This window comes from Candidatus Schekmanbacteria bacterium, assembly GCA_016219965.1.
GTDB lineage: Bacteria > Schekmanbacteria > GWA2-38-11 > GWA2-38-11 > J061 > JACRJM01.
Genome location: JACRJM010000017.1, coordinates 23573 through 42500, shown reverse-complemented (window position 1 = coordinate 42500; position 18928 = coordinate 23573). Strand labels below are relative to the sequence as shown.

General features: G+C 38.9%; 21 protein-coding genes and 2 rRNA genes (1 of these 23 only partly in view). 21 read left to right on the top strand and 2 right to left on the bottom strand.

Features of this window, described 5'->3' with window-relative positions; genetic code table 11:
* From HZA77_16285 to HZA77_16185, 21 genes are all read left to right on the top strand, one after another.
* Nucleotides 1–188, top strand: a 23S ribosomal RNA gene (locus tag HZA77_16285) (it extends 2832 nt beyond the left edge of the window).
* Between the two features lie 41 nt (nucleotides 189–229).
* A 5S ribosomal RNA gene (rrf, locus tag HZA77_16280) occupies nucleotides 230–342 on the top strand.
* A 312-nt stretch (nucleotides 343–654) separates the two neighbouring features.
* Nucleotides 655–1110, top strand: coding sequence for a MerR family transcriptional regulator (locus tag HZA77_16275; GenBank protein MBI5376990.1), 456 nt, complete (start codon nucleotides 655–657; stop codon nucleotides 1108–1110).
* A 46-nt stretch (nucleotides 1111–1156) separates the two neighbouring features.
* Nucleotides 1157–2770: a sigma-70 family RNA polymerase sigma factor gene (locus HZA77_16270; protein ID MBI5376989.1), complete on the top strand. Its 1614-nt coding sequence runs from the start codon at nucleotides 1157–1159 to the stop codon at nucleotides 2768–2770.
* A gap of 161 nt (nucleotides 2771–2931) precedes the next feature.
* Nucleotides 2932–4449, top strand: a complete 1518-nt coding sequence (locus HZA77_16265) for a leucyl aminopeptidase (protein MBI5376988.1) — start codon at nucleotides 2932–2934, stop codon at nucleotides 4447–4449.
* Nucleotides 4450–4522: 73 nt separating this feature from the next.
* On the top strand, nucleotides 4523–5518 hold the full coding sequence (locus HZA77_16260) for an NAD(P)/FAD-dependent oxidoreductase (GenBank protein MBI5376987.1): 996 nt from the start codon (nucleotides 4523–4525) through the stop codon (nucleotides 5516–5518).
* Nucleotides 5519–5539: 21 nt separating this feature from the next.
* A complete protein-coding gene (locus HZA77_16255) occupies nucleotides 5540–6067 on the top strand; it encodes a ferritin family protein (GenBank protein ID MBI5376986.1) in 528 nt (175 codons plus the stop codon).
* Nucleotides 6068–6090: 23 nt separating this feature from the next.
* Nucleotides 6091–7107 carry a bifunctional oligoribonuclease/PAP phosphatase NrnA gene (locus tag HZA77_16250; GenBank protein MBI5376985.1) on the top strand — a complete coding sequence of 339 codons (1017 nt, stop codon included), beginning with the start codon at nucleotides 6091–6093 and terminating at the stop codon, nucleotides 7105–7107.
* Nucleotides 7108–7148: 41 nt separating this feature from the next.
* Complete coding sequence (locus HZA77_16245; protein MBI5376984.1) at nucleotides 7149–7388, top strand: hypothetical protein; 240 nt, start codon at nucleotides 7149–7151, stop codon at nucleotides 7386–7388.
* A gap of 24 nt (nucleotides 7389–7412) precedes the next feature.
* The gene (locus HZA77_16240) at nucleotides 7413–7586 is read left to right on the top strand and encodes a 4Fe-4S binding protein (protein ID MBI5376983.1); all 174 of its coding nucleotides are present in this window, start codon (nucleotides 7413–7415) and stop codon (nucleotides 7584–7586) included.
* Between the two features lie 166 nt (nucleotides 7587–7752).
* Nucleotides 7753–8247 (top strand): ferritin family protein, encoded by a 495-nt coding sequence (locus tag HZA77_16235; protein MBI5376982.1) that lies wholly within the window; start codon nucleotides 7753–7755, stop codon nucleotides 8245–8247.
* A 43-nt stretch (nucleotides 8248–8290) separates the two neighbouring features.
* Nucleotides 8291–9274 (top strand): thiamine pyrophosphate-dependent dehydrogenase E1 component subunit alpha, encoded by a 984-nt coding sequence (locus HZA77_16230; protein ID MBI5376981.1) that lies wholly within the window; start codon nucleotides 8291–8293, stop codon nucleotides 9272–9274.
* A 2-nt stretch (nucleotides 9275–9276) separates the two neighbouring features.
* Entirely contained in the window at nucleotides 9277–10260 is a 984-nt protein-coding gene (locus tag HZA77_16225) for an alpha-ketoacid dehydrogenase subunit beta (GenBank protein MBI5376980.1), read from the top strand.
* Nucleotides 10261–10314: 54 nt separating this feature from the next.
* Nucleotides 10315–11589, top strand: coding sequence for a dihydrolipoyllysine-residue succinyltransferase (sucB, locus tag HZA77_16220; protein ID MBI5376979.1), 1275 nt, complete (start codon nucleotides 10315–10317; stop codon nucleotides 11587–11589).
* A 50-nt stretch (nucleotides 11590–11639) separates the two neighbouring features.
* A complete protein-coding gene (locus HZA77_16215; GenBank protein ID MBI5376978.1) occupies nucleotides 11640–12164 on the top strand; it encodes a cysteine hydrolase in 525 nt (174 codons plus the stop codon).
* Between the two features lie 2 nt (nucleotides 12165–12166).
* Nucleotides 12167–12685, top strand: coding sequence for a cob(I)yrinic acid a,c-diamide adenosyltransferase (locus tag HZA77_16210; protein MBI5376977.1), 519 nt, complete (start codon nucleotides 12167–12169; stop codon nucleotides 12683–12685).
* A gap of 55 nt (nucleotides 12686–12740) precedes the next feature.
* The gene (locus HZA77_16205) at nucleotides 12741–14129 is read left to right on the top strand and encodes an aspartate ammonia-lyase (GenBank protein ID MBI5376976.1); all 1389 of its coding nucleotides are present in this window, start codon (nucleotides 12741–12743) and stop codon (nucleotides 14127–14129) included.
* Complete coding sequence (locus tag HZA77_16200; GenBank protein MBI5376975.1) at nucleotides 14122–14865, top strand: SDR family oxidoreductase; 744 nt, start codon at nucleotides 14122–14124, stop codon at nucleotides 14863–14865. Before HZA77_16205 ends, HZA77_16200 begins: the two co-directional genes overlap by 8 nt.
* Nucleotides 14866–14934: 69 nt before the next feature.
* Entirely contained in the window at nucleotides 14935–15192 is a 258-nt protein-coding gene (locus HZA77_16195) for a hypothetical protein (GenBank protein MBI5376974.1), read from the top strand.
* Nucleotides 15193–15226: 34 nt separating this feature from the next.
* Nucleotides 15227–15997: a DUF169 domain-containing protein gene (locus HZA77_16190; GenBank protein MBI5376973.1), complete on the top strand. Its 771-nt coding sequence runs from the start codon at nucleotides 15227–15229 to the stop codon at nucleotides 15995–15997.
* 197 nt (nucleotides 15998–16194) lie between these two features.
* Nucleotides 16195–16719: a peroxiredoxin gene (locus HZA77_16185; protein MBI5376972.1), complete on the top strand. Its 525-nt coding sequence runs from the start codon at nucleotides 16195–16197 to the stop codon at nucleotides 16717–16719.
* A 79-nt stretch (nucleotides 16720–16798) separates the two neighbouring features.
* Here the strand turns inward: HZA77_16185 and HZA77_16180 are convergent, their stop codons facing one another.
* Complete coding sequence (locus HZA77_16180; protein MBI5376971.1) at nucleotides 16799–18088, bottom strand: hypothetical protein; 1290 nt, start codon at nucleotides 18086–18088, stop codon at nucleotides 16799–16801.
* A 21-nt stretch (nucleotides 18089–18109) separates the two neighbouring features.
* Nucleotides 18110–18796: an FKBP-type peptidyl-prolyl cis-trans isomerase gene (locus HZA77_16175; protein ID MBI5376970.1), complete on the bottom strand. Its 687-nt coding sequence runs from the start codon at nucleotides 18794–18796 to the stop codon at nucleotides 18110–18112.
* Nucleotides 18797–18928 lie beyond the last annotated feature (132 nt).

Genomic DNA, 18928 nt, shown 5'->3' with positions numbered 1-18928 from the left:
AGCTATGTCCGGAAAGGATAACCGCTGAAAGCATCTAAGTGGGAAACCTGCCTCAAGATAAGATATCCCGTATCATAAGATACCTAAAGGCTCCTGGAAGATTACCAGGTTGATAGGCTGGGTGTGTAAGTTCAGAAATGGATTTAGCTAACCAGTACTAATCAGCCGTGAGGCTTAGCCACCATTCTTATTTGCAAATCATTTTATAGTTAATTGATATAACTATTTTCCTGGTAGTTATAGCGGAGGGGAAACACCCGTAACCATTCCGAACACGGAAGTTAAGCCCTCCTGCGCTGATGGTACTGCCCTTCGAGGTGGGAGAGTAAGTCGCTGCCAGGATTCTTTATAAAGTTCCGCCTATTAAATTAGGCGGAACTTTTTTTTGGTTAATGCAAGTCGTTGATAATTAGATAATATAATTAAACCATTAAGTTATTTTCTGCGCAACAATTACCAGTCGAAATTATTTCAATAATTCCTTTGATTAATCCATTTTATTAAACCATAACAGAATTTCTTCGCCTATCCACTGAAGACAATCTTTGAATTTTTGTGATAACTATAGCATTAAAACTAAGCTTTATGAAAGTTTATCAAATAAACATTGACAATTACGTTAACGTAATATATTTTGATGGCAGGAGAAATAAAATGAAGATAGGCGAAATTGCAAAGCTAGCAAATACAACAATCAGGACAGTAAGATATTACGAAGAAGAAGGACTATTATTTCCTTCAGGAAGAACAAAAGGTGGATTCCGTTTCTATAATGAAGATGACCTCAAAAAACTTAAAACAATTAAAATGCTTAAGAGTATGAATATGGGTGTTTGTGAAATTGGAGATCTCTTGAATGCAAGAAGAAAATATAAAATTGGAGGCAAGGCAGCTTTAATAATACATACGAAACTTCACTTAAAGTTGAATCAAGTTACTGAAACGATAAATAAGCTGAATGAAGTAAAAAGAGAATTGGAAGTTTCAAGGCAATTAATAGCTGAATGTACTGAATGTGAAAAAGAAATTGATGTGTTGCAATGTAACAATTGTAACTTCACAGATATAAGGCGTGGGTTATCATATCTTTATGCAGCATTTTATATTTAAAAAAAAGATATTATTTGTAACGTTAACGTTATAGGTTAAGAAAATAATGAAGTTGAAAAAGAAAAAAATAAAAAAAAACTTGATAAAAAAGGAAACTAAAATGGCTAATAATATTTATGAAATAAATCTAAATGAAACGGAGTTGATTGAAGAAGATGATTCAATGGATGAATTAGAGCTTAATCTTGAAGATAAGATTTTAGAAAAGGACGTAACAGCCCAATTGGAAAAACTTTCTGACGCACAAGATGTTGAGGAAGATGTTTATGATTTGGTTCAGGATAAATTAGTTCGTGAGATTGATACTCTCGACTCTTATTACAGAGACATAAAAGAACACACATATCTTTCAAGAGAGGAAGAATTTGAGTGTTTCAAACAACTTGAAAATGTAAAGTTTCAAATAATGTCATTAGTTATTAATTCATATATCACCATTGCAGAAGTTATTGAGCTCGCCAATTTGCTGGAACAAAAGGAAATTAAGATTAAAGAAATTATTGATGTAAACCCTTTAGATGAGCTATATCTTGCAGACGTTTCAGCTAAAATTGAAATGTTTATGGGGGTTGTATCTTTAATTAAAGAGCGAGAAAAAAAACTTCTTAGTTGTATAGAGAAATATAACTCAGCAAAACAAGCTTCCAGAAGTAAAAAAATACTCGCCACTTCAATAAGAAAACATCATGAATCAATTGTTGGTCTATTGTCAAAGATCCCATTTAATTTTACTCAGATTGAAAAGATTGCTCAATCAATAGTTATCAATATATCAAATAATCTAAAATTTAATAAATCCAAGAAAAGGGAAATGTTAAAAAGTTATTGCTCTGTGGAAAAAGCTGATAAGTTGATTAAGTATTTTTCAGTTAGCGACAAAAAGGAAATGAAAGAAAATTCTGATTCAATAAAAAATTTCTTAACGTCTTATAATGATATTAAAAGTAAATTAGTCAAAGTAAACTTACGGTTTGTTGTAAGTATTTCAAAAAAGTATCAAAATCGAGGATTGCAGCTTTTGGATCTCGTTCAGGAAGGGAATATAGGCTTGATGACTGCAATTGATAAGTATGATTATAAAAGAGGTATTAAATTTTGCAGCTATGCTCACTGGTGGATACAGCAGACTATTATGAAAGCATTGATGGCGCAGGGGAAAACCATCAGGATTCCTGTACATATAGTAGATAAGATACGCAAGCTTAAATGGGCCTATAAAACAATGTCTCAGGATCTTGAAAGAAGGCCAACTATTTTTGAGATGTCAAAAAAAGTTGGGATGGATGAGGATTTTGTGAGAAGTGTGCTCCGCATACAAAAAGAGCCAGTTTCTCTTGATGAATCAATAGAAGATGATGAGAATGAAACAAGTCTTGTTAATTTAATAGAGAATCAAGATGCTGCTTCGCCTGAGCTTGAAACAGCCCAGCATGCTTTGAAAGATAGATTAAGAGAAATATTAAAAACGCTTAGTCCTAGAGAAGAGAAAATATTGAGGATGAGATATGGGATTGATTTTGGTGTAAATCATACTCTAGAGGAAATAGGTGAGGATTTTAAGCTTTCAAGAGAAAGGATTAGGCAGATAGAAGAGGAGGCAATTAGGAAGCTAAGAAAAAACAGCAAGCTTAAAGATCTGAAACTTTTTTTCAATGATTGATAACTCTATAATTTGATGAGATTAAAAAGATAAAGGGTAATAAAGAGGCACATTTTACTTATAATTAAGCCATTAACAAAGATTTATTGATTTTTTTGTTTTTCAGTAATACTTTCTTCCAGAAGTCATTTTCTATATTTTCAATAGAGGAGTTAATAAAAATGAAGATTAACACTTTTCAGAAAAAAAATAACTGGAAAGGAGTTAAAAAAAACTATCTGGTTGCATTTGTTTTTGATTCACCTAAAATTAAAGATTCAGTGCTTGCCGAAATTGAAAGGTTCTTTTCACAGAGTATTTCAAATACAAAAATCTTAAAAGATTTTACCGGTGAAGTAGGTAAAACTATAAGTGTTAATTTTACAGGGTCTAAGTCTATTGATGGTATTACTCTTATTGGTCTTGGTGACATTAACAAATTTAACATTGATCTTTTAAGAAGAGTGTCAGGTATCACATACCGGGAGCTCAACGAAAAGAAAATAAAGATTGCTGCAATTTTAATAATATCTGAACATTTTAAGAGTGTCAGTGAATACGAAATAGGCGAATCCATAGCTGAGGGACTAATTCTTTCATCTTTTTCATATACATTACAAACATCTTCAAAGCCTGAGAATTCGATATCTGAAATAACTTTGGCAATTACAGAAGCAAAAAATATAAAAAATTATCAGAAAGGGATATCAGATGCAGTAAGCGTATGTGAACAGGTTAATATGGCAAGAGAGCTCATATCATCGCCTGCTAATCATATGACACCTACAATTATTGCGAACAAAGCAAAATTTATAGCCTCATCAATTCCAAGAATAAAATGTAAAATTATTACAGCTGATGAAGCCAAAAAAAAAGGTATGGGATCATTCCTATCAGTTACTAAGGGCAGCAGTGAACCTGCAAAGATAATAATCCTGGAATATAATCCAACTGCAATGAGGAAACTTAAGACTGTTGCACTTGTGGGTAAGGGTGTGACTTTTGACAGCGGTGGTATTTCTCTTAAACCTGCGAAAGATATGCATAAGATGAAATATGACATGGCTGGTGGAGCTGCAGTGATAGGGACTATTGCTGCAGTGGCAAGATTAAAGCTTCCTGTGCGTGTGGTTGGGATTATTCCTGCAACTGAAAATCTTCCTGACGGAAAAGCCACAAAGCCGGGTGATATTGTGAAGTCTCTGTCGGGGAAGACAATCGAAATACAGAATACGGATGCAGAGGGTAGGCTTATTTTGGCTGATTGTTTGACATATGCCTTACGTTTTAAACCTTCAGCAATTATTGATATTGCCACATTGACAGGTGCCTGCGTTATAGCGCTTGGTTCTCATGCAATGGGAATGATGAGTAACAACGAAAAATTGAAAAAACTTCTCAATGAAGCCGGAAATAATACACATGAACGCGTATGGGAACTTCCGGTGTGGGATGATTACTTTGATGATATTAAAAGCGATGTTGCAGATATTAAGAACATAGGAGACGGGTCGGCAGGCACTATTGCAGGGGCTATGTTTTTAAAACAATTTGTAGACGAAGTTCCGTGGGTGCACCTTGATATAGCCGGTACAGCTTGGATAGAGAAGAAACATGACTATCTTGCGAGAGGCGCTTCAGGGAGCGGGATTAGGCTATTTGTAAAATTCTTATCACTCTTTGCGAAAGATAACAATTGATGAGATATATTTATTTTAGCGAAGTTAATCTTGATATTTATAAGAATAATGAGAGAGGAGAGAGGGAAAGATTATGAATTATGTAATTGTCGGATCGGGACCGGCTGCAATCAATGCAGCCAAGACGCTTAAGGAAAACGACGAGAGTAGTAACTCTGTTTTGATTTGTAGCGAGAAAAATCCTTTCTATTTGAAACCTACCCTTGTTGACTTCATTGCAGGGGATTTGTCTGAAAAAGATCTTTTAAAGGAGAATATGTTTGATTCCGGAGGAAGCAAAATAATTACCGGAAAACGTGTTGTTAAAGTGGATAGTGTAAATAATGTTGTCATTCTTTCCTCTGGTGAAAGAATTGGATATAATTATCTGGTTATTGCGAGTGGTACCGTGCCAAGATTACCGGAAAACTTACATCATGTTTCATCTGACATTTTCACTCTCTACACAATTATCGATGCCATGAAAATCAAAAGAAAGGCCTTGGTCTCAAAAAAGGTTATTGTTGCCGGTACCGGATATATTGGCATTGAAATGGTGCGTGGATTAAAGAAGTGTGGTCTTGAAGTTATATATCTTACTTCTGAAAATGATCTCTGGCGCGGGAATTACCTTGGAATTACTAATGAAGATATTGTTTCAAAGTTTGATAAGGAAAAGGTAAAAATTAAGCTTGGAGATAAAATTGCTGACATTTTTGCAATTGATGCGGATAACTACTCTGTCATTACCAGCAATGATGAAGAAATAGAATGCAACATGGTGATTTCAGCATACTCTTATAATCCAAACATTAATTTCCTCAGTGAAAGCAATATTAAGCTGGATCGTGGAATAGTTGTGAATGAAGAATTGCGTACGTCTGTTTCGAATATATTTGCTGCCGGTGATGTTGCTCAGGTATATGATATAAACAGGAAAATAAACCGGAATAATTTTGGATGGAGCAGCGCATGGCTGCAGGGTGAGATATGTGCAAGAAATATTCTTGGTGAAGGGGTCTCATTCATTTCAGATGATGAAAAGTTTTTTAACAGGCTTATGGGGAAAAAGCTTCTTGACCGCTGGTAAAAACTTATAGGATGGAAGACTATGAAAAGAAAAATCGATGCTTTGAAAATAGCTTATCAAACTGAAATAGATGGTTTTGAGTTTTACAAGAAGTCTGCTAAAAACTGTAAAAACAGACTCGGCAGGGTTATCTTCGATTCTTTGGCAAAAGAGGAGCAAAACCATATTAAGAGAATAAAAAAGATTTGGGATTCCCTTGAAAAAGGGAAAAGCTGGGGTGAAGCTCCACTTCCGGACAAAATTGCAAAATATATGCCTGTAAATTTTGAAACAATATTTAAAAAAGCTGAAAAAAAGATTAAAAAGAATGAGGAAGTTGATTCTGATGACACTAAGGCAATAAAGTTAGCAATGAAATTGGAAACTGATGGTTATAAGTTCTATGAAAAGCAGGAAAAGAAGGCTGACAGCGAATATGAGAAAAAATTTTATCAACAGCTATGCTCTGAAGAGTCAGAGCATTACAGAATTCTTGAAGAAACATATGAATATCTCACCAATCCCTCAGATTGGTTCTCTAAAAAAGAACGTCCTATTTATGAAGGATGATGTGTCTTCATTTGGGTGATGAGATGAAGCTGAATTTTGAACTTAAAGACCTGCTGGAGGAGTCCGGAAGAATAATCATCACTACTCATATGAATCCTGATGGTGATGGGCTGGGGTCTGAGCTGGCTATGTGGAGAATTTTAAAATATCTTAATAAAACTCCAATTATTTTAAATACTCATCCTGTACCTGCTAATTATTCCTTTCTTGAAGATTATGCACCATTTAATATTTTTAAAAAAGGAGATAAAATTCCTGATGCGGACACTCTCATTGTTCTTGATATAAGCAACTGGGAAAGACTTGGGGATATGGCTGAACCACTCAGGAACATGCAGGCTAAAAAGATATGTATAGACCATCATCCATCAAATGCAGGCATAGGTGACCTCAATTATTTAAATCCTTCTGCCAGTTCGACAGGGGAACTCGTGTATGAAATTGCGGAGCTACTGGGTTTGAAGATTGATGAGGTAATGGGTGTGGGAATATATACTGCTATTTTGACTGATACAGGTGCTTTTAAATATTCAAATACCACCCCTTCTGTACACAGGATAGCTGCACAACTGATTGAGTCTGGAGTTTGTCCCCCAATCATTTATGAAAAAATCTATGAACAAAAAAGTGTCAACAGGATGAAACTGTTGGGGAAAGTACTGGAGAGATTAAATTCAGCTTGTGAAGGGAGAGTTGTATGGTCGGGAGTAACTCTTGCCATGCTTGAATCTGCCGGTGTAAAATATGAGGAAACAGAGGGATTTATTGATCTTCTGGGGTTTATTGGAAGTGTACAGGTATATCTTTTATTTCTTGAACAAAAAGAAGGGTTGGTTAAAATAAGTCTTCGCTCAAAGAATAGTTTTGATGTCAACAGATTTGCAATTAAGTTTAATGGTGGAGGACATTCTCATGCAGCAGGCATCCTTATGTCAGGAAATATTGAAATGGTAGAGGAAAAAGTTGTTTCCTCTTTGCTGGCTGATCTTGAATGTTCATCTCTGGATTTCGGTACATGTTTCAGGAGTGCAAATTTATAATATAAGCCACAGTAAACTTTAATTAGAAAGAAAGTGCACTCATGGGATTAGAAGATGTAAAAAAGCTTCGGGTGATGATTGAAGTAATCAAGGATGCTGTTTCGAGAGAAGAGGAGTCGGCAGTTTATTATCTCAACAAATCTAAGGCTGAACACTTTGAAGAGTTGAATAATCTTTTTAGATCCCTTGCTGCTGTTGAACTGGAGCATAAAAAAGATCTGGAAGAACTTCTTAAAGAATATGAAAAACGTTTGGAAGCTGAGCATTTAAAAAATCTCTAACATTAACCTTTTAAAGGAGAGAAAATGTCTTACAAAATTACTGATGAATGTATAGCATGCGGCACATGCGTTGATGCCTGTCCTGATAACGCCATAAGTGAGGGTGATCCAATCTATGTCATAGATCCTGTTAAGTGTACGGAATGTGCGACATGTGCTGAGGTATGTCCTGTTGATGCCTGTAAACCGGCAAGCTGATAGAAGAGCGGAGAAGATTTTTTGAAAAAGTGGAAGTGTAGTGTTTGCGGATATGTACACATAGGCGATACGCCTCCTGATGTGTGTCCCAGATGCGGGGCTCCAAAAGAAAAGTTTGTGGAAGTAAGTTAACGATTTAAAACATAGTCAATTTTGGAGTTTTTTATTGAAGTTGAATAAAAGGTTAACATCAGTTGAGGCTTTGGGGCTGGCAATAAACAGGGAAAGGGAGGCATCCCTTCTTTACAAACATATGAGCGGAAAAATAAAAAACCCTTTAGTGAAGCGTAAAATAATAGAACTTGCAAGAGAGGAGTCTCATCACGCGAAACTTCTTACGGATATTTATAGTAGAGAAACTGGAGAAAATCCGCAAAGAATGAAGACTGCTTTTTACTCTGGGAAGATTGCTGAACTAAATAAGTTAGGTATTGAAAAGCTTATCAGGTTCGCGATAAGCAAGGAAAAAGAGGCGGCAAAATTTTACCGTGAAAATGCAAAGCTTTTTAAAGACCAAAGTGGAAGATTTATGTTTGAATATCTTTCTGGCTTTGAAAAGGGACATCAGATATCCCTTGAAGAGGAACTTAAAGCAATAAAACGTTTTCCTGAATGGATGGATAAAGAAGATATACTGAGGGCTACACATATAGGCCCATAATTTCAGACATATTGTTAAGAGCTTATAACTTTTCTCATTGGAGGTGCTGACAATCGATACCATTCTCGATAAAGAAAAATTAAAAGATCTTTATTACCATCTTGTTCTTACAAGAACTTTCGATGAAGAAACAAGGAAACTTTTTAAACAGGCAAGATTTGCCGGAACTTATTTTTCTGCTGTTGGACAGGAGGCCACTACTGTTGTCCCGTCATTTCTCCTTGAAAAAGATGATGTTGTAGCTCCATCACACAGGGAACTTGGCGCCAATATAGGCAAAGGGGTTCCTCCTAAAGTAATAATGGCGCAGATATATGCCCGCAAAACAAGCCCTGATAAGGGGAAATCACATCCATGCCACTATGGTTATGCACCTTTAAACGTTATTACACCGGCAAGTACGGTTGCAGGCCAGATTGTATTAGGTACCGGAGCCGCGCTGGGGTTCAGGCTTCTCAATAAGAAGAATGTTGTAATAAGCTTTTTTGGTGATGGAGCTACAAGCCGCGGATGTTTTCACGAGGCTCTTAATTTTGCAGGCGTCCATAAGCTTCCCATTGTCTTTTTATGCCAGAATAACCTCTGGGCTGAATCAGTTCCTTTAAAACTTCAGACCGCATTGACTGACCTTTCTGACAGAGCAAAAGCTTATGGATTTCCCGGAATTACTATAGACGGGAATGATGTAATGGAAGTATTGAAGACTTCCAAAGAAGCTCTTGATAAAGCCAGAAATGGCGGTGGTCCGACTTTTATTGAATGCAAAACATACAGATGGTATGGCCATTCCGAGATAGATCCGGCTGACTATAGACCTCCTGAGGAGGTCGAATACTGGAAAAGCCGTGATCCTATCCCCAGGTTTGAACAACTCCTCATTGAACATAAGATTATAACGGAAGAAGAAAAAAAGGCTGCCTACAGCAAAGCAAAACAGGATGTTGATGAGGCTGTCGCATATGCTGAAAACAGCCCCTTCCCGCAGGCAGAGGAGGCACTTGAAGACCTTTACTATGAGGGGGAATAAAAGTGCATAAGGTTACGTATATAGAGGCTATAACTGAAGCGCTTCGCGAAGAGATGGAAAGAGATGATAAACTCTTTATGATGGGAGAAGACATCGGTCTTTATGGCGGGGTGTTCAAAGCGACTAAGGGATTGCAGAAGCAGTTTGGCGAAATGCGGGTTCTGGACACACCTCTTTCTGAATCACTTATTGCAGGTGCATCAATAGGTGCGACTTTAGTCGGTTTGAAAGCGGTACCGGAGATACAGTTTGCTGATTTTATAACTCCTGCCATGGACCAGATAATTCAGCAGGCTGCAAAGCTGAGATACCGTTCAGGTGGTTCCTACAGGGTCCCAGTAGTTTTCCGCGTCTGCTGCGGCGGAGGAATCGGAGGTGGTCTATACCATTCGCAAAGTAATGAGGCGTGGTTTGTCGATCAGCCGGGACTTAAAGTAGTAGCTCCAGCAACCCCTTACGATGCGAAGGGATTGCTGAAAGCCGCCATAAGAGACAATAATCCTATAATTTATTTTGAGCATAAGAAACTTTATCGCAGCCTGAAACAGGATATACCTGATGATGATTATATCGTGCCGATCGGGAAAGCGGACAGGAAGCTTGAAGGGGAAACACTCAGCATTATAACTTACGGTCTGCCGGTCAATTATGCACTTGAAGCGGCAAAGGAGTTAGCAAAAGAGAATATAAAGGTTGAGGTTATTGATCTTCGCACCCTCCTTCCTATTGACAAGGATATGATATTGGAATCAGTGAAGAAGACGGGACGAGCACTGATTGTCCATGAAGCGAATAAAACAGGCGGAGTAGGAGGAGAAATAGCGGCAATAATCGCTGAAGAAGCTTTTGATTATCTAGATGCCCCTGTAACAAGGGTTGCAGGACCTGATGTCCCTGCAATTCCATTTTCGCCTCCTATGGAAGAATTTTTTATGGTCAGCCCTAAAAAGATAGCAGATGCGGCACGGAAGCTTGCAGCCTATTAATTTAATTTCAAGGCTAATTTGTTTTGTAAGTAATTATTTGAAGGAGAACCTGTCATGCCTGTTCCGGTAATAATGCCTCAGCTCGGAGAGAGTGTTGTAGAAGGTACGATATCCAAATGGCATAAAAAGGAAGGAGAGAAGGTAGTTCGCGATGATCCGCTAGTTGAGATAACAACTGACAAGGTTAATATAGAGGTGCCTTCTCCAGCAAGCGGCATCCTTTCAAAGGTATTAGTGCAGGAAGGTGAGACGGTTCCTGTGGGGGCAAAGCTTGGCGTCATATTGCTTGAAGGGGAAAAAGCAGAGACTGAAGAGCCTGCAAAGACAGAAGGTGAAACTGTCAAATCTAAAATTTTGGAAGAGCCGGCTGTTGCGGCTGAACTTGCCATGAAAGAAAGGTCAGAAGCGACCAGATACTCTCCTGCTGTTCGAAGGCTTGCAAGGGAATACGGAGTTGATCCTGATAAATTACAGGGTACAGGGGTCGGGGGACGTGTGACCAAAGATGATATTATGGCTTATGTGGAAAGACAGGCTGAAGAAATAACAGAAGAAGAATTTGATCTTAATCCAGAATTCTGGGTAAAGGTTGTGCAGAAGTCGGTCAAAGCAGAAGGGAAGACGGAGAATGGTGAGGAAATAATTCATCTTTCAGCGATACGTCGCGCTATTGCAAAACAGATGCTGAAAAGCAAGCGTGAGGCACCTCACGTAACAACGTGGGACGAAGCAGATATGTCGAGATGGGTTGATTTCTTAAAAAAACATTCCGGTGAAATAGAGAAGAAATATAATGTTCACATGACCTATATGCCTTTTATTATTAAGGCTGTGGTTTATTCGCTTAAAGAATTCCCTGTCCTTAATTCATCTCTTGAAGGGGATGACCTCAAGATAAAGAAATATTACAATATAGGTGTTGCAGTTGCCCGTGATAGCGGCCTCATAGTGCCGGTTGTCCATTCCGCTGACAAGAAAAGTGTAATGGAGATTGCCAGGGAACTTGATGAGCTGAAGAAAAAAGCGGTAAGTGACAAGCTTACCCTGCAGGATGTTCATGAAGGTACATTTACTATTACAAATGCCGGAGGATTTGGCGCTCTTGCATCTACTCCAATTATAAACTTTCCTGAAGTTGCCATACTTGGGATTCACAAAATAACGGAACGGCCGGTTGTAGTTGACGGAGAAATCACAAAAAGATGGATGATGAATCTCTGTCTTTCCTTTGACCATAGAGTGGTTGACGGAGCTCCGGCAGTTCAGTTCCTACACAGAGTAAAAGAGTATCTCGAAGAGCCTGAAAGATGGCTTCTCGATTTATTGTAGCTGCGCTGTTATAGCTTGCTTTTTATGGTTGGTTTATTAATTGTTATAGTATGGCAATGATTGTGACCGACATGTTGAGGGGTTTCCTTGAACCGGGATATCCGCTTTATTGCGGGGAGTCGTCGCGAAGGATAATAGAACCGGTAAAGATGCTCCTTAAAGAGAAAGAGGGGAAAGAAGCAATAATATTTCTCAGAGATGAACACAACGAAAATGACCCTGAATTCAGAGTATTCCCGAGGCATTGCATAAAAGGTTCAGACCAATCAAAAGTGATTAATGAGCTTCATAGTTACTGGCAGAGGGGAATTGATGTCCCAAAGACCAGATACTCCGGCTTCTATGATACTGACCTCAATAAAATATTGCTTCAGAACGTATCGAAGGACGAGGATGTCACAGTGGTAGGTGTATGCACTGACATATGTGTGCTTTATACATGTTCGGATCTGAGAAACCGTGATTATAGTGTAATAGTGCCGAGAAACTGTGTCGCATCCTTTGATGAAAAAGCTCACGAATGGGCTCTCCTGCATATGAGAAAAATACTGGCCGTAAAAATAACTGAAAGTTAAATATGAAAATTTCAACCGGGACAGGAGATAAAGGGACAACAGGTCTTTACAGCGGACAAAGAATTCACAAGTTTGATCTACGCCCTGAGGCATACGGAACAATAGATGAGTTCGGCTCCTTCCTCGGGATGGCAAGAAGTGCGGCAAAAAGCGAGAAGGCAAGAAATATCAGCCTCTATATTCAGGAGAATCTTTTTACTGTTTGTACTGAGCTTGCAACATTGCCTGAGAACAGGGGAATGATAAAGAAATTTATAACTGACAAAGAGGTGAAACAGCTTGAAGCATGGATAGATGAGCTTGAGACAGAGCTAAACCTTCCTCCGGTTTTCATCATCCCCGGAGAGACATTTTCATCGTCTGTCTTTCATGTCGCAAGAACCGTGATACGCAGAGCCGAGAGAAAGGTGACAAAGCTTTCTGTTAAAGAAGGGGGAGTAAGCGAGGAACTATTAAAGTTCATAAACCGTTTGTCAGACCTTGTATATCTTCTGGCACGCCTTGAAGAGAGCTTGAAGTGAGAATGAATAAAAATGAAGGGGGTATGAAGTGACTGCCGGAAAAAGAAAAACCGGGATCGGTGGAAAGTATCGTGAAGAAAAAGATTCACTTGGAGTGAAAAAGGTTCCGGCTAAAGCATATTATGGAATACAGACTTTCAGGGCAGTTGAAAACTTTGTAATCAGTCCTTATAAACAGCCCTGTGAAATCATTTATTCCATTGCTCTCATTAAAATTGCAGCAGCGATGGCAAACATGAAATTGGGAACTCTTTCAGCAAAAAATGGGAAAGCAATTATAAAAGCTTCCCGCGAAATACTGGATGGTAAAATGGACAGCCAATTTCCTGTTGATGCTTACCAGTCCGGAGCAGGCACTTCAACCCATATGAATGTAAACGAGGTAATCGCTAACAGGGCGAATGAGATGCTTGGACAAAAACGCGGGCAATATAAACCTGTCCATCCCAATGACCATGTAAATCTTGGACAGTCCACTAATGATGTTTTCCCAACTGCCATGAGAATAAGCTCAATCAGAGCATTGAATGACCTGGCCATAAAAATGGACTCCCTCAGCAAATCATTTCTGCAAAAGGGAAAGGAATTTAAAAATATAATAAAATCAGGACGTACACATCTTCAGGATGCGGTGCCGCTGACTCTTGGAAACGAGTTTACAGCATATGGCGAAAATATTGCCCGCTGGGAAAAAAATATTTTAGAAGCTTCTCATTCCCTTGAAGAGCTTGGAATCGGAGGAACTGCGGTCGGCAGCGGTATAAATACAAGAAAGGGATACAGGGAGCTTGTAATAAAGTATCTGCGGGCTGAGACCGGGTTTAATCTGAAAAGCTCCCGCGACCTCTACGAGGCGATGCAGAGCATGGCTCCATTTATAAATGTTTCGGGAAATCTGAGAGGCTTTTGCCTAGATCTTGTTAGAATCTGCAATGATCTGAGACTTCTCTCTTCGGGACCAAGAACAGGCTTAAACGAGATAGATCTTCCTGCTGTCCAGCCGGGGTCATCTATCATGCCGGGTAAGATAAATCCTGTTATACCAGAGGCTGTTACAATGACAGCATTCCAGATAATAGGGAATGATACCGCTATTTCCTATGCCGCACAGGCAGGACAGCTTGAGCTTAATGTGATGATGCCTCTCATTGCCTTTAATCTGTCAAACTCCATAAAGCTCTTAACAAATGCTCTCTCAATGCTTTCGGAAAAATGCATTAATGGGCTAAAAGCTAATAGAGCGATGTGCAGACTTCATGCTGAACGAAGCGTAGGTCTTGCAACGGCTTTAACCCCATACATTGGATATATGAATTCAGCCGATGTTGCCAAAGAATCGCTTAGAACAGGCAGGACAATTGCAGAAATCGTGAAAGGAAAAAAACTGTTAACAGATGATGAAATTGAAAAAATAATTTTCAACAGGCTTAAACGCAATGACTGATAAACTGTTTAATGGAAAAAAAGCCCTTGTCACCGGCGGGGCCAAAAATATGGGGAAAGCCATTTCAATTGAGCTTGCAAGGCTTGGGGCTGATGTTGCCATAAGTTTTTGCAACTCAGAGAATGATGCTCGCGGCACTGTTGAGGAAATTAAAAGACATGGATCATTTTCCGTACACCTTAAAGCCGACCTGCGAAATAGAGTTGAAACTGAAAAGATGGTAGAGAAAGCGGCAGATGCACTTGGCGGTCTTGATTTTCTTGTCAACAACGCTGGAATCTTTCAGCCGGCAAAAATAAATGAGATAACGGAAGAGATGTGGGAAAATGCACTCGGGACTAATCTTACAGGTCCTTTTTACTGTGCACGTAAAGCAGCAGAATTTATGAAGCAAAGAGGCGGCGGCAGGATAGTCAATATCGCATCTCTTGGGGGGATTAAGGCATGGCAAAGCTCTGTTCCCTATTGTTCGTCTAAAGCAGGCCTTATAATGCTTACCAAATGCCTTGCGCTTGCACTTGCGCCTGACATTCAGGTAAATGCCATAGCTCCTGGGATGATAACTTTTCCACCTTCCTATAGTGATGAACAGAAAGAGACTTTTATTAAAAAGATACCTTTGAAGAAAAAGGGAACATTTAATGATATTGCCCGTCTTGCTGCATTCCTATTATCAGATTCAGATTTTATTACAGGACAGGTAATAACCGTAGATGGCGGACAGGATTTAAAATAAGACATGTTGGTTTGGAAATGGAGCGGGACTGCCAAACCAGATAACGTATTATAAACATGGAGGGTGAAAATGGCTGAAGATAAAGGTGCAGAAAAAACATATACATGTAAAACATGCGGGAAAATGAGTACTGAGAGCAGTCATCTTTGCAACCCTGATTATGCGGAAAAAAAAGTCGCTTATATGTGCGAGTATTGCGGAAGGACTGCAGGGGACGCAAGGCATATCTGCAAACCGAAACTTGCGGAAATCAAATTCGTCTGCGAAAACTGCGGCAGAGTGTCTGAAAAAAAAGAATTTCTCTGCAAACCTAAAGACATTGCGTAAGAAATAGAAAAAAAATTTATTAGATGAGGTAATTATGGATATCAACAAGTTCAGTGAGAAATTAAATTACCATATAAGACCGCAGACATTCCCTGTAGCTATAAGGATGTTAAAAGAAGGTGAACCATTGCCAGATAAAACCCGTCGGGTAAAAAAAGATATGAACCTGCAGATAGCAATTTGCCAGGGGATATCCATGGCAAGAAAATACGGATGGACTGTGGCAATGGGAAGAGAGGATATAAACTGCCCGCTTACTAAGATAGCTTTCGGATTTGAAAAAGCAGGAGAGCATTATTTCAGCGGTGAAGCGTGCTGTGGAATGTACACAGAAACACTCGGAGCCGGGGCAAAGACAGAGCAGGCTACGCCGAAGTTTCCTTATAAAAAATACAGCAGTATTATTGTTTCTCCGCTATCATCAGGAAAATTTGAACCAGACGTGATCTGCATTTATGCAAGCTCAGCCCAGGTGATGCGGCTACTTGTTGCTGCGCTTTATAACAAAGGAGGATACCTGACATCAAGGTTTTCAGGGAGGATAGACTGCGCTGATATTGTCATAGAGGCGATGACCACACAGGAGTGCCAGGTTATTCTTCCCTGCTATGGAGATCGCATATTTGCACAGACGCAGGACACTGAAATGGCTTTTACAATCCCGGTTTCTAAAATGGATGAGATTGCTGACGGACTTGAGGGTACACACAAAGGCGGCATCAGATATCCTATTCCATCTTTTCTGCGCTACGAAGGACAATTCCCTGAACATTACAAATTGGTTGAAAAAGACTGGGAAAAATAAAAACCATTTATCCTTGCCATGTTTCAATAGTTGAATAAATGTGTCATGTTTGAAACAATAAACTCCTCTATAATATCATAATTACCAGCTAACTCATTGATTGATAATGAGTGGCACGCTTGTTGCAATTACTATAATTAAATTAGATATTTTTTATACACAAATTGATATGAGATTATAAATGAGGAGGATGAAAGATGTCAGTAAGAGTAGGAGACAAAGCACCGGGCTTTAAAGTCGAAGGAGTTTTTGAAGGTAAGTTTAATAAATACAGCCTTGATGATTTAAAGGGAAAATGGGCAGTTTTATTTTTCTATCCCCTTGATTTTACATTTATCTGTCCTACAGAGATTACGGCATTTAGCGACAGGTTGTCGGAGTTCAAGGCGCTAAAGGCTGAAGTTTTCGGAATAAGCACTGACAGTAAGTTTTCGCATATGGCGTGGATAGAGAGGGATTTAAAAGGTTTAAAGTATCCATTGCTCAGCGATAACAATCATGAAGTCAGCAGGAATTACGGAGTTTTAATTGAAGATGCAGGTATAACATACCGCGGACTCTTTGTAATCGACCCTGAAGGTAAGGTACGGTACCAGTTGATGCATGAACTAAGTGTTGGAAGGAATGTTGATGAAGTATTAAGAGTCCTTAAAGCTCTTCAGACCGGTGAGCTATGCCCTGTAAACTGGGAACCGGGAAAGAAAACGCTCGGCAAAGTCTAAATATTAAAATGACCCCCTCGGGCAACAGCCCGTTTGTAATACCCCCCGGCAGCCTCTTTGAAAAGAGAGGCTGCTTTTTTTATTTGGGATTAAGTCTGACATTTGTTCCGTAAAGAGGGAAAAATATCTCAAAAATTGTTCCTCTGCCCTGCGCGCTATCACATACAATATATCCATTGTGATTCTTTACTAATCCATAAACTATGGACAATCCAAGTCCGGTACCTATCTTTTCCTCTTTGGTTGTGAAAAATGGAACAAAAATGTTTTTCTGAGTTTCTTCATCAATACCTGAGCCTATATCAGAAACTGTAAGGAGTGCGTATTCCCCTATTTTGCCGAAACCATTCCTTTGAATGAATTTTTCATCAATTGTTGTTTTTTCAGTGCTTATATAGAACACTCCTCCATCAGGCATTGCATCTGTTGAATTTGAGCATAAGTTACAAAGTATTTGCTTAATCTGCGTCGTACTGGCATTTATTATAATGCTTTCTTCTGACAATGATATGAGAAGCTCAATATTTTCCCCGAGAATCGTAGATAACACCATTTTTGATTCTCTGATAATTCCATTCAGATCTGTCGGAATTGTGTTCATTAGAGGTTTTTTTGCAAAGAGGAGAAGATTCTGAATTAAACTTGCAGCAGTTTCTGATGAACTTACTATTTGATTTGCATATTCTTTTAATGGGCTGCCATCTTCTAACTTATTCCTTAATAACGAACTGTAAACTACAATAGCGGACAGAATCTTGTTAAAGTCATGGGAAATATCACTTGTAATCTTCCCTATGCATTCCATTTTATATGCGTGACGAAGTTTGTCCTCAGTTTCCATTTGCGCTGTAACATCTATAACTGCTGTTTGAATGACATTTTTCCCGCTGGAACAACTTGGCGGCATACTTATGATTTGGACGCAGCAAGGCTTGCAGGAAACTGACAGCATTATTTTACAGGATTGCCCTGCTTCGGAATCATTTACGGTATTGCAGAAATTATTGAAATCTGGAAAAGAATGGTAATCAATAAAGAGTTTAAAAGACTTGTTTATAATATCAGATTTTTCCTTACCCAGAATGGCAGCTCCTGCAATGTTTACATTATGGATGTTCCATTCACTGTCAAAGGTAAAAAGCCCGATGGGTACAGAATCGTAAAGCTCAACATATTTCTTATACAGTTCTTTAGCTGCTGACCTGACATTGATAATTTCTTCATTTTGGATTTTAACCTTTGACTTATACACTTCAGGTTCATTGATGGAAGAATTTTGGTCAGAATATTTGCCATCATCATTTGAATATTTACTGATAGAGGTGCGCAGGTGATGCTGATTATTTGAATCAAATATATCCTTCTTCATTTTATCTACCTCTTTATGGCATTATTTTATGGCGATGAGCTCGACTTCGAAAATAAGAGTTTCATTGGGGCCTATGTCCCGTCCTGCTCCCCTCTCTCCGTACGCAAGTTGTGACGGAACGAATAAGAGCCATTTCGAGCCTGTAGGCATAAGCTGTAATGCTTCAGTCCAGCCAGGAATCACACCATTGACTTTAAAGGTTGCAGATTGTCCGCGGTTATAGGAGCTGTCAAACTCTGTACCATTGATAAGAGTACCCCGGTAATTGCATTCTACTGTGTCGGAAGATGCCGGCTTTTTGCCGTCACCAGCCTTGAGTATTTTATACTGTAATCCGCTCGGCAGAGTTACAACCTCTTCCTTGTTTTTGTTATCAGAGAGAAAAGCCTCTCCTGATTTCTTGTTTTTTTCTGCTGTTGCAATTCTTGATTGTGCCTGCTTTTTGAGCAGATCGCTTTGATAGGTGTTCATGGTTTCACGGAGATCTTTTTCATCCATCATTATCTTGTTGCCTGAGTATCCGTCTTTCAAGCCATTTAGGAGAATATCCATATCAATATTTATGCCCAGCTTCTTGAAATTCCTACCCACATCTACCCCGATACCGTAGCTTACCTTTTCTTTTTCTGTTTTAAGAAGCTGGCTCTCTTCAGCGCTTGCCTGAGCAGCCAATATGCAAATCGCAAGAACTACAAACCATTTATACATTCTTATTATGTGCATCATTTTTTCCTTTTCTAATTTACAAATACTAAGTTACCCCCTCCGTTCCCGGAGGGGGGCTTAGTTTAAGTTTGTGTCTTACAAGTCATTTTGAACAATACTGCTGTTCAGTCATGA

Bases quoted from the DNA above. Each gene is read 5' to 3' on its own strand.
- sucB (MBI5376979.1), top strand. From the start codon at position 10,315: ATGCCTGTTCCGGTAATAATGCCTCAGCTCGGAGAGAGTGTTGTAGAA.
- HZA77_16270 (MBI5376989.1), top strand. From the start codon at position 1,157: ATGAAGTTGAAAAAGAAAAAAATAAAAAAAAACTTGATAAAAAAGGAA.
- HZA77_16245 (MBI5376984.1), top strand. From the start codon at position 7,149: ATGGGATTAGAAGATGTAAAAAAGCTTCGGGTGATGATTGAAGTAATC.
- HZA77_16210 (MBI5376977.1), top strand. From the start codon at position 12,167: ATGAAAATTTCAACCGGGACAGGAGATAAAGGGACAACAGGTCTTTAC.
- HZA77_16200 (MBI5376975.1), top strand. From the start codon at position 14,122: ATGACTGATAAACTGTTTAATGGAAAAAAAGCCCTTGTCACCGGCGGG.
- HZA77_16180 (MBI5376971.1), bottom strand. From the start codon at position 18,088: ATGAAGAAGGATATATTTGATTCAAATAATCAGCATCACCTGCGCACC.
- HZA77_16260 (MBI5376987.1), top strand. From the start codon at position 4,523: ATGAATTATGTAATTGTCGGATCGGGACCGGCTGCAATCAATGCAGCC.
- HZA77_16215 (MBI5376978.1), top strand. From the start codon at position 11,640: ATGGCAATGATTGTGACCGACATGTTGAGGGGTTTCCTTGAACCGGGA.
- HZA77_16175 (MBI5376970.1), bottom strand. From the start codon at position 18,796: ATGTATAAATGGTTTGTAGTTCTTGCGATTTGCATATTGGCTGCTCAG.
- HZA77_16195 (MBI5376974.1), top strand. From the start codon at position 14,935: ATGGCTGAAGATAAAGGTGCAGAAAAAACATATACATGTAAAACATGC.
- HZA77_16240 (MBI5376983.1), top strand. From the start codon at position 7,413: ATGTCTTACAAAATTACTGATGAATGTATAGCATGCGGCACATGCGTT.
- HZA77_16250 (MBI5376985.1), top strand. From the start codon at position 6,091: ATGAAGCTGAATTTTGAACTTAAAGACCTGCTGGAGGAGTCCGGAAGA.
- HZA77_16265 (MBI5376988.1), top strand. From the start codon at position 2,932: ATGAAGATTAACACTTTTCAGAAAAAAAATAACTGGAAAGGAGTTAAA.
- HZA77_16255 (MBI5376986.1), top strand. From the start codon at position 5,540: ATGAAAAGAAAAATCGATGCTTTGAAAATAGCTTATCAAACTGAAATA.
- HZA77_16275 (MBI5376990.1), top strand. From the start codon at position 655: ATGAAGATAGGCGAAATTGCAAAGCTAGCAAATACAACAATCAGGACA.
- HZA77_16185 (MBI5376972.1), top strand. From the start codon at position 16,195: ATGTCAGTAAGAGTAGGAGACAAAGCACCGGGCTTTAAAGTCGAAGGA.
- HZA77_16190 (MBI5376973.1), top strand. From the start codon at position 15,227: ATGGATATCAACAAGTTCAGTGAGAAATTAAATTACCATATAAGACCG.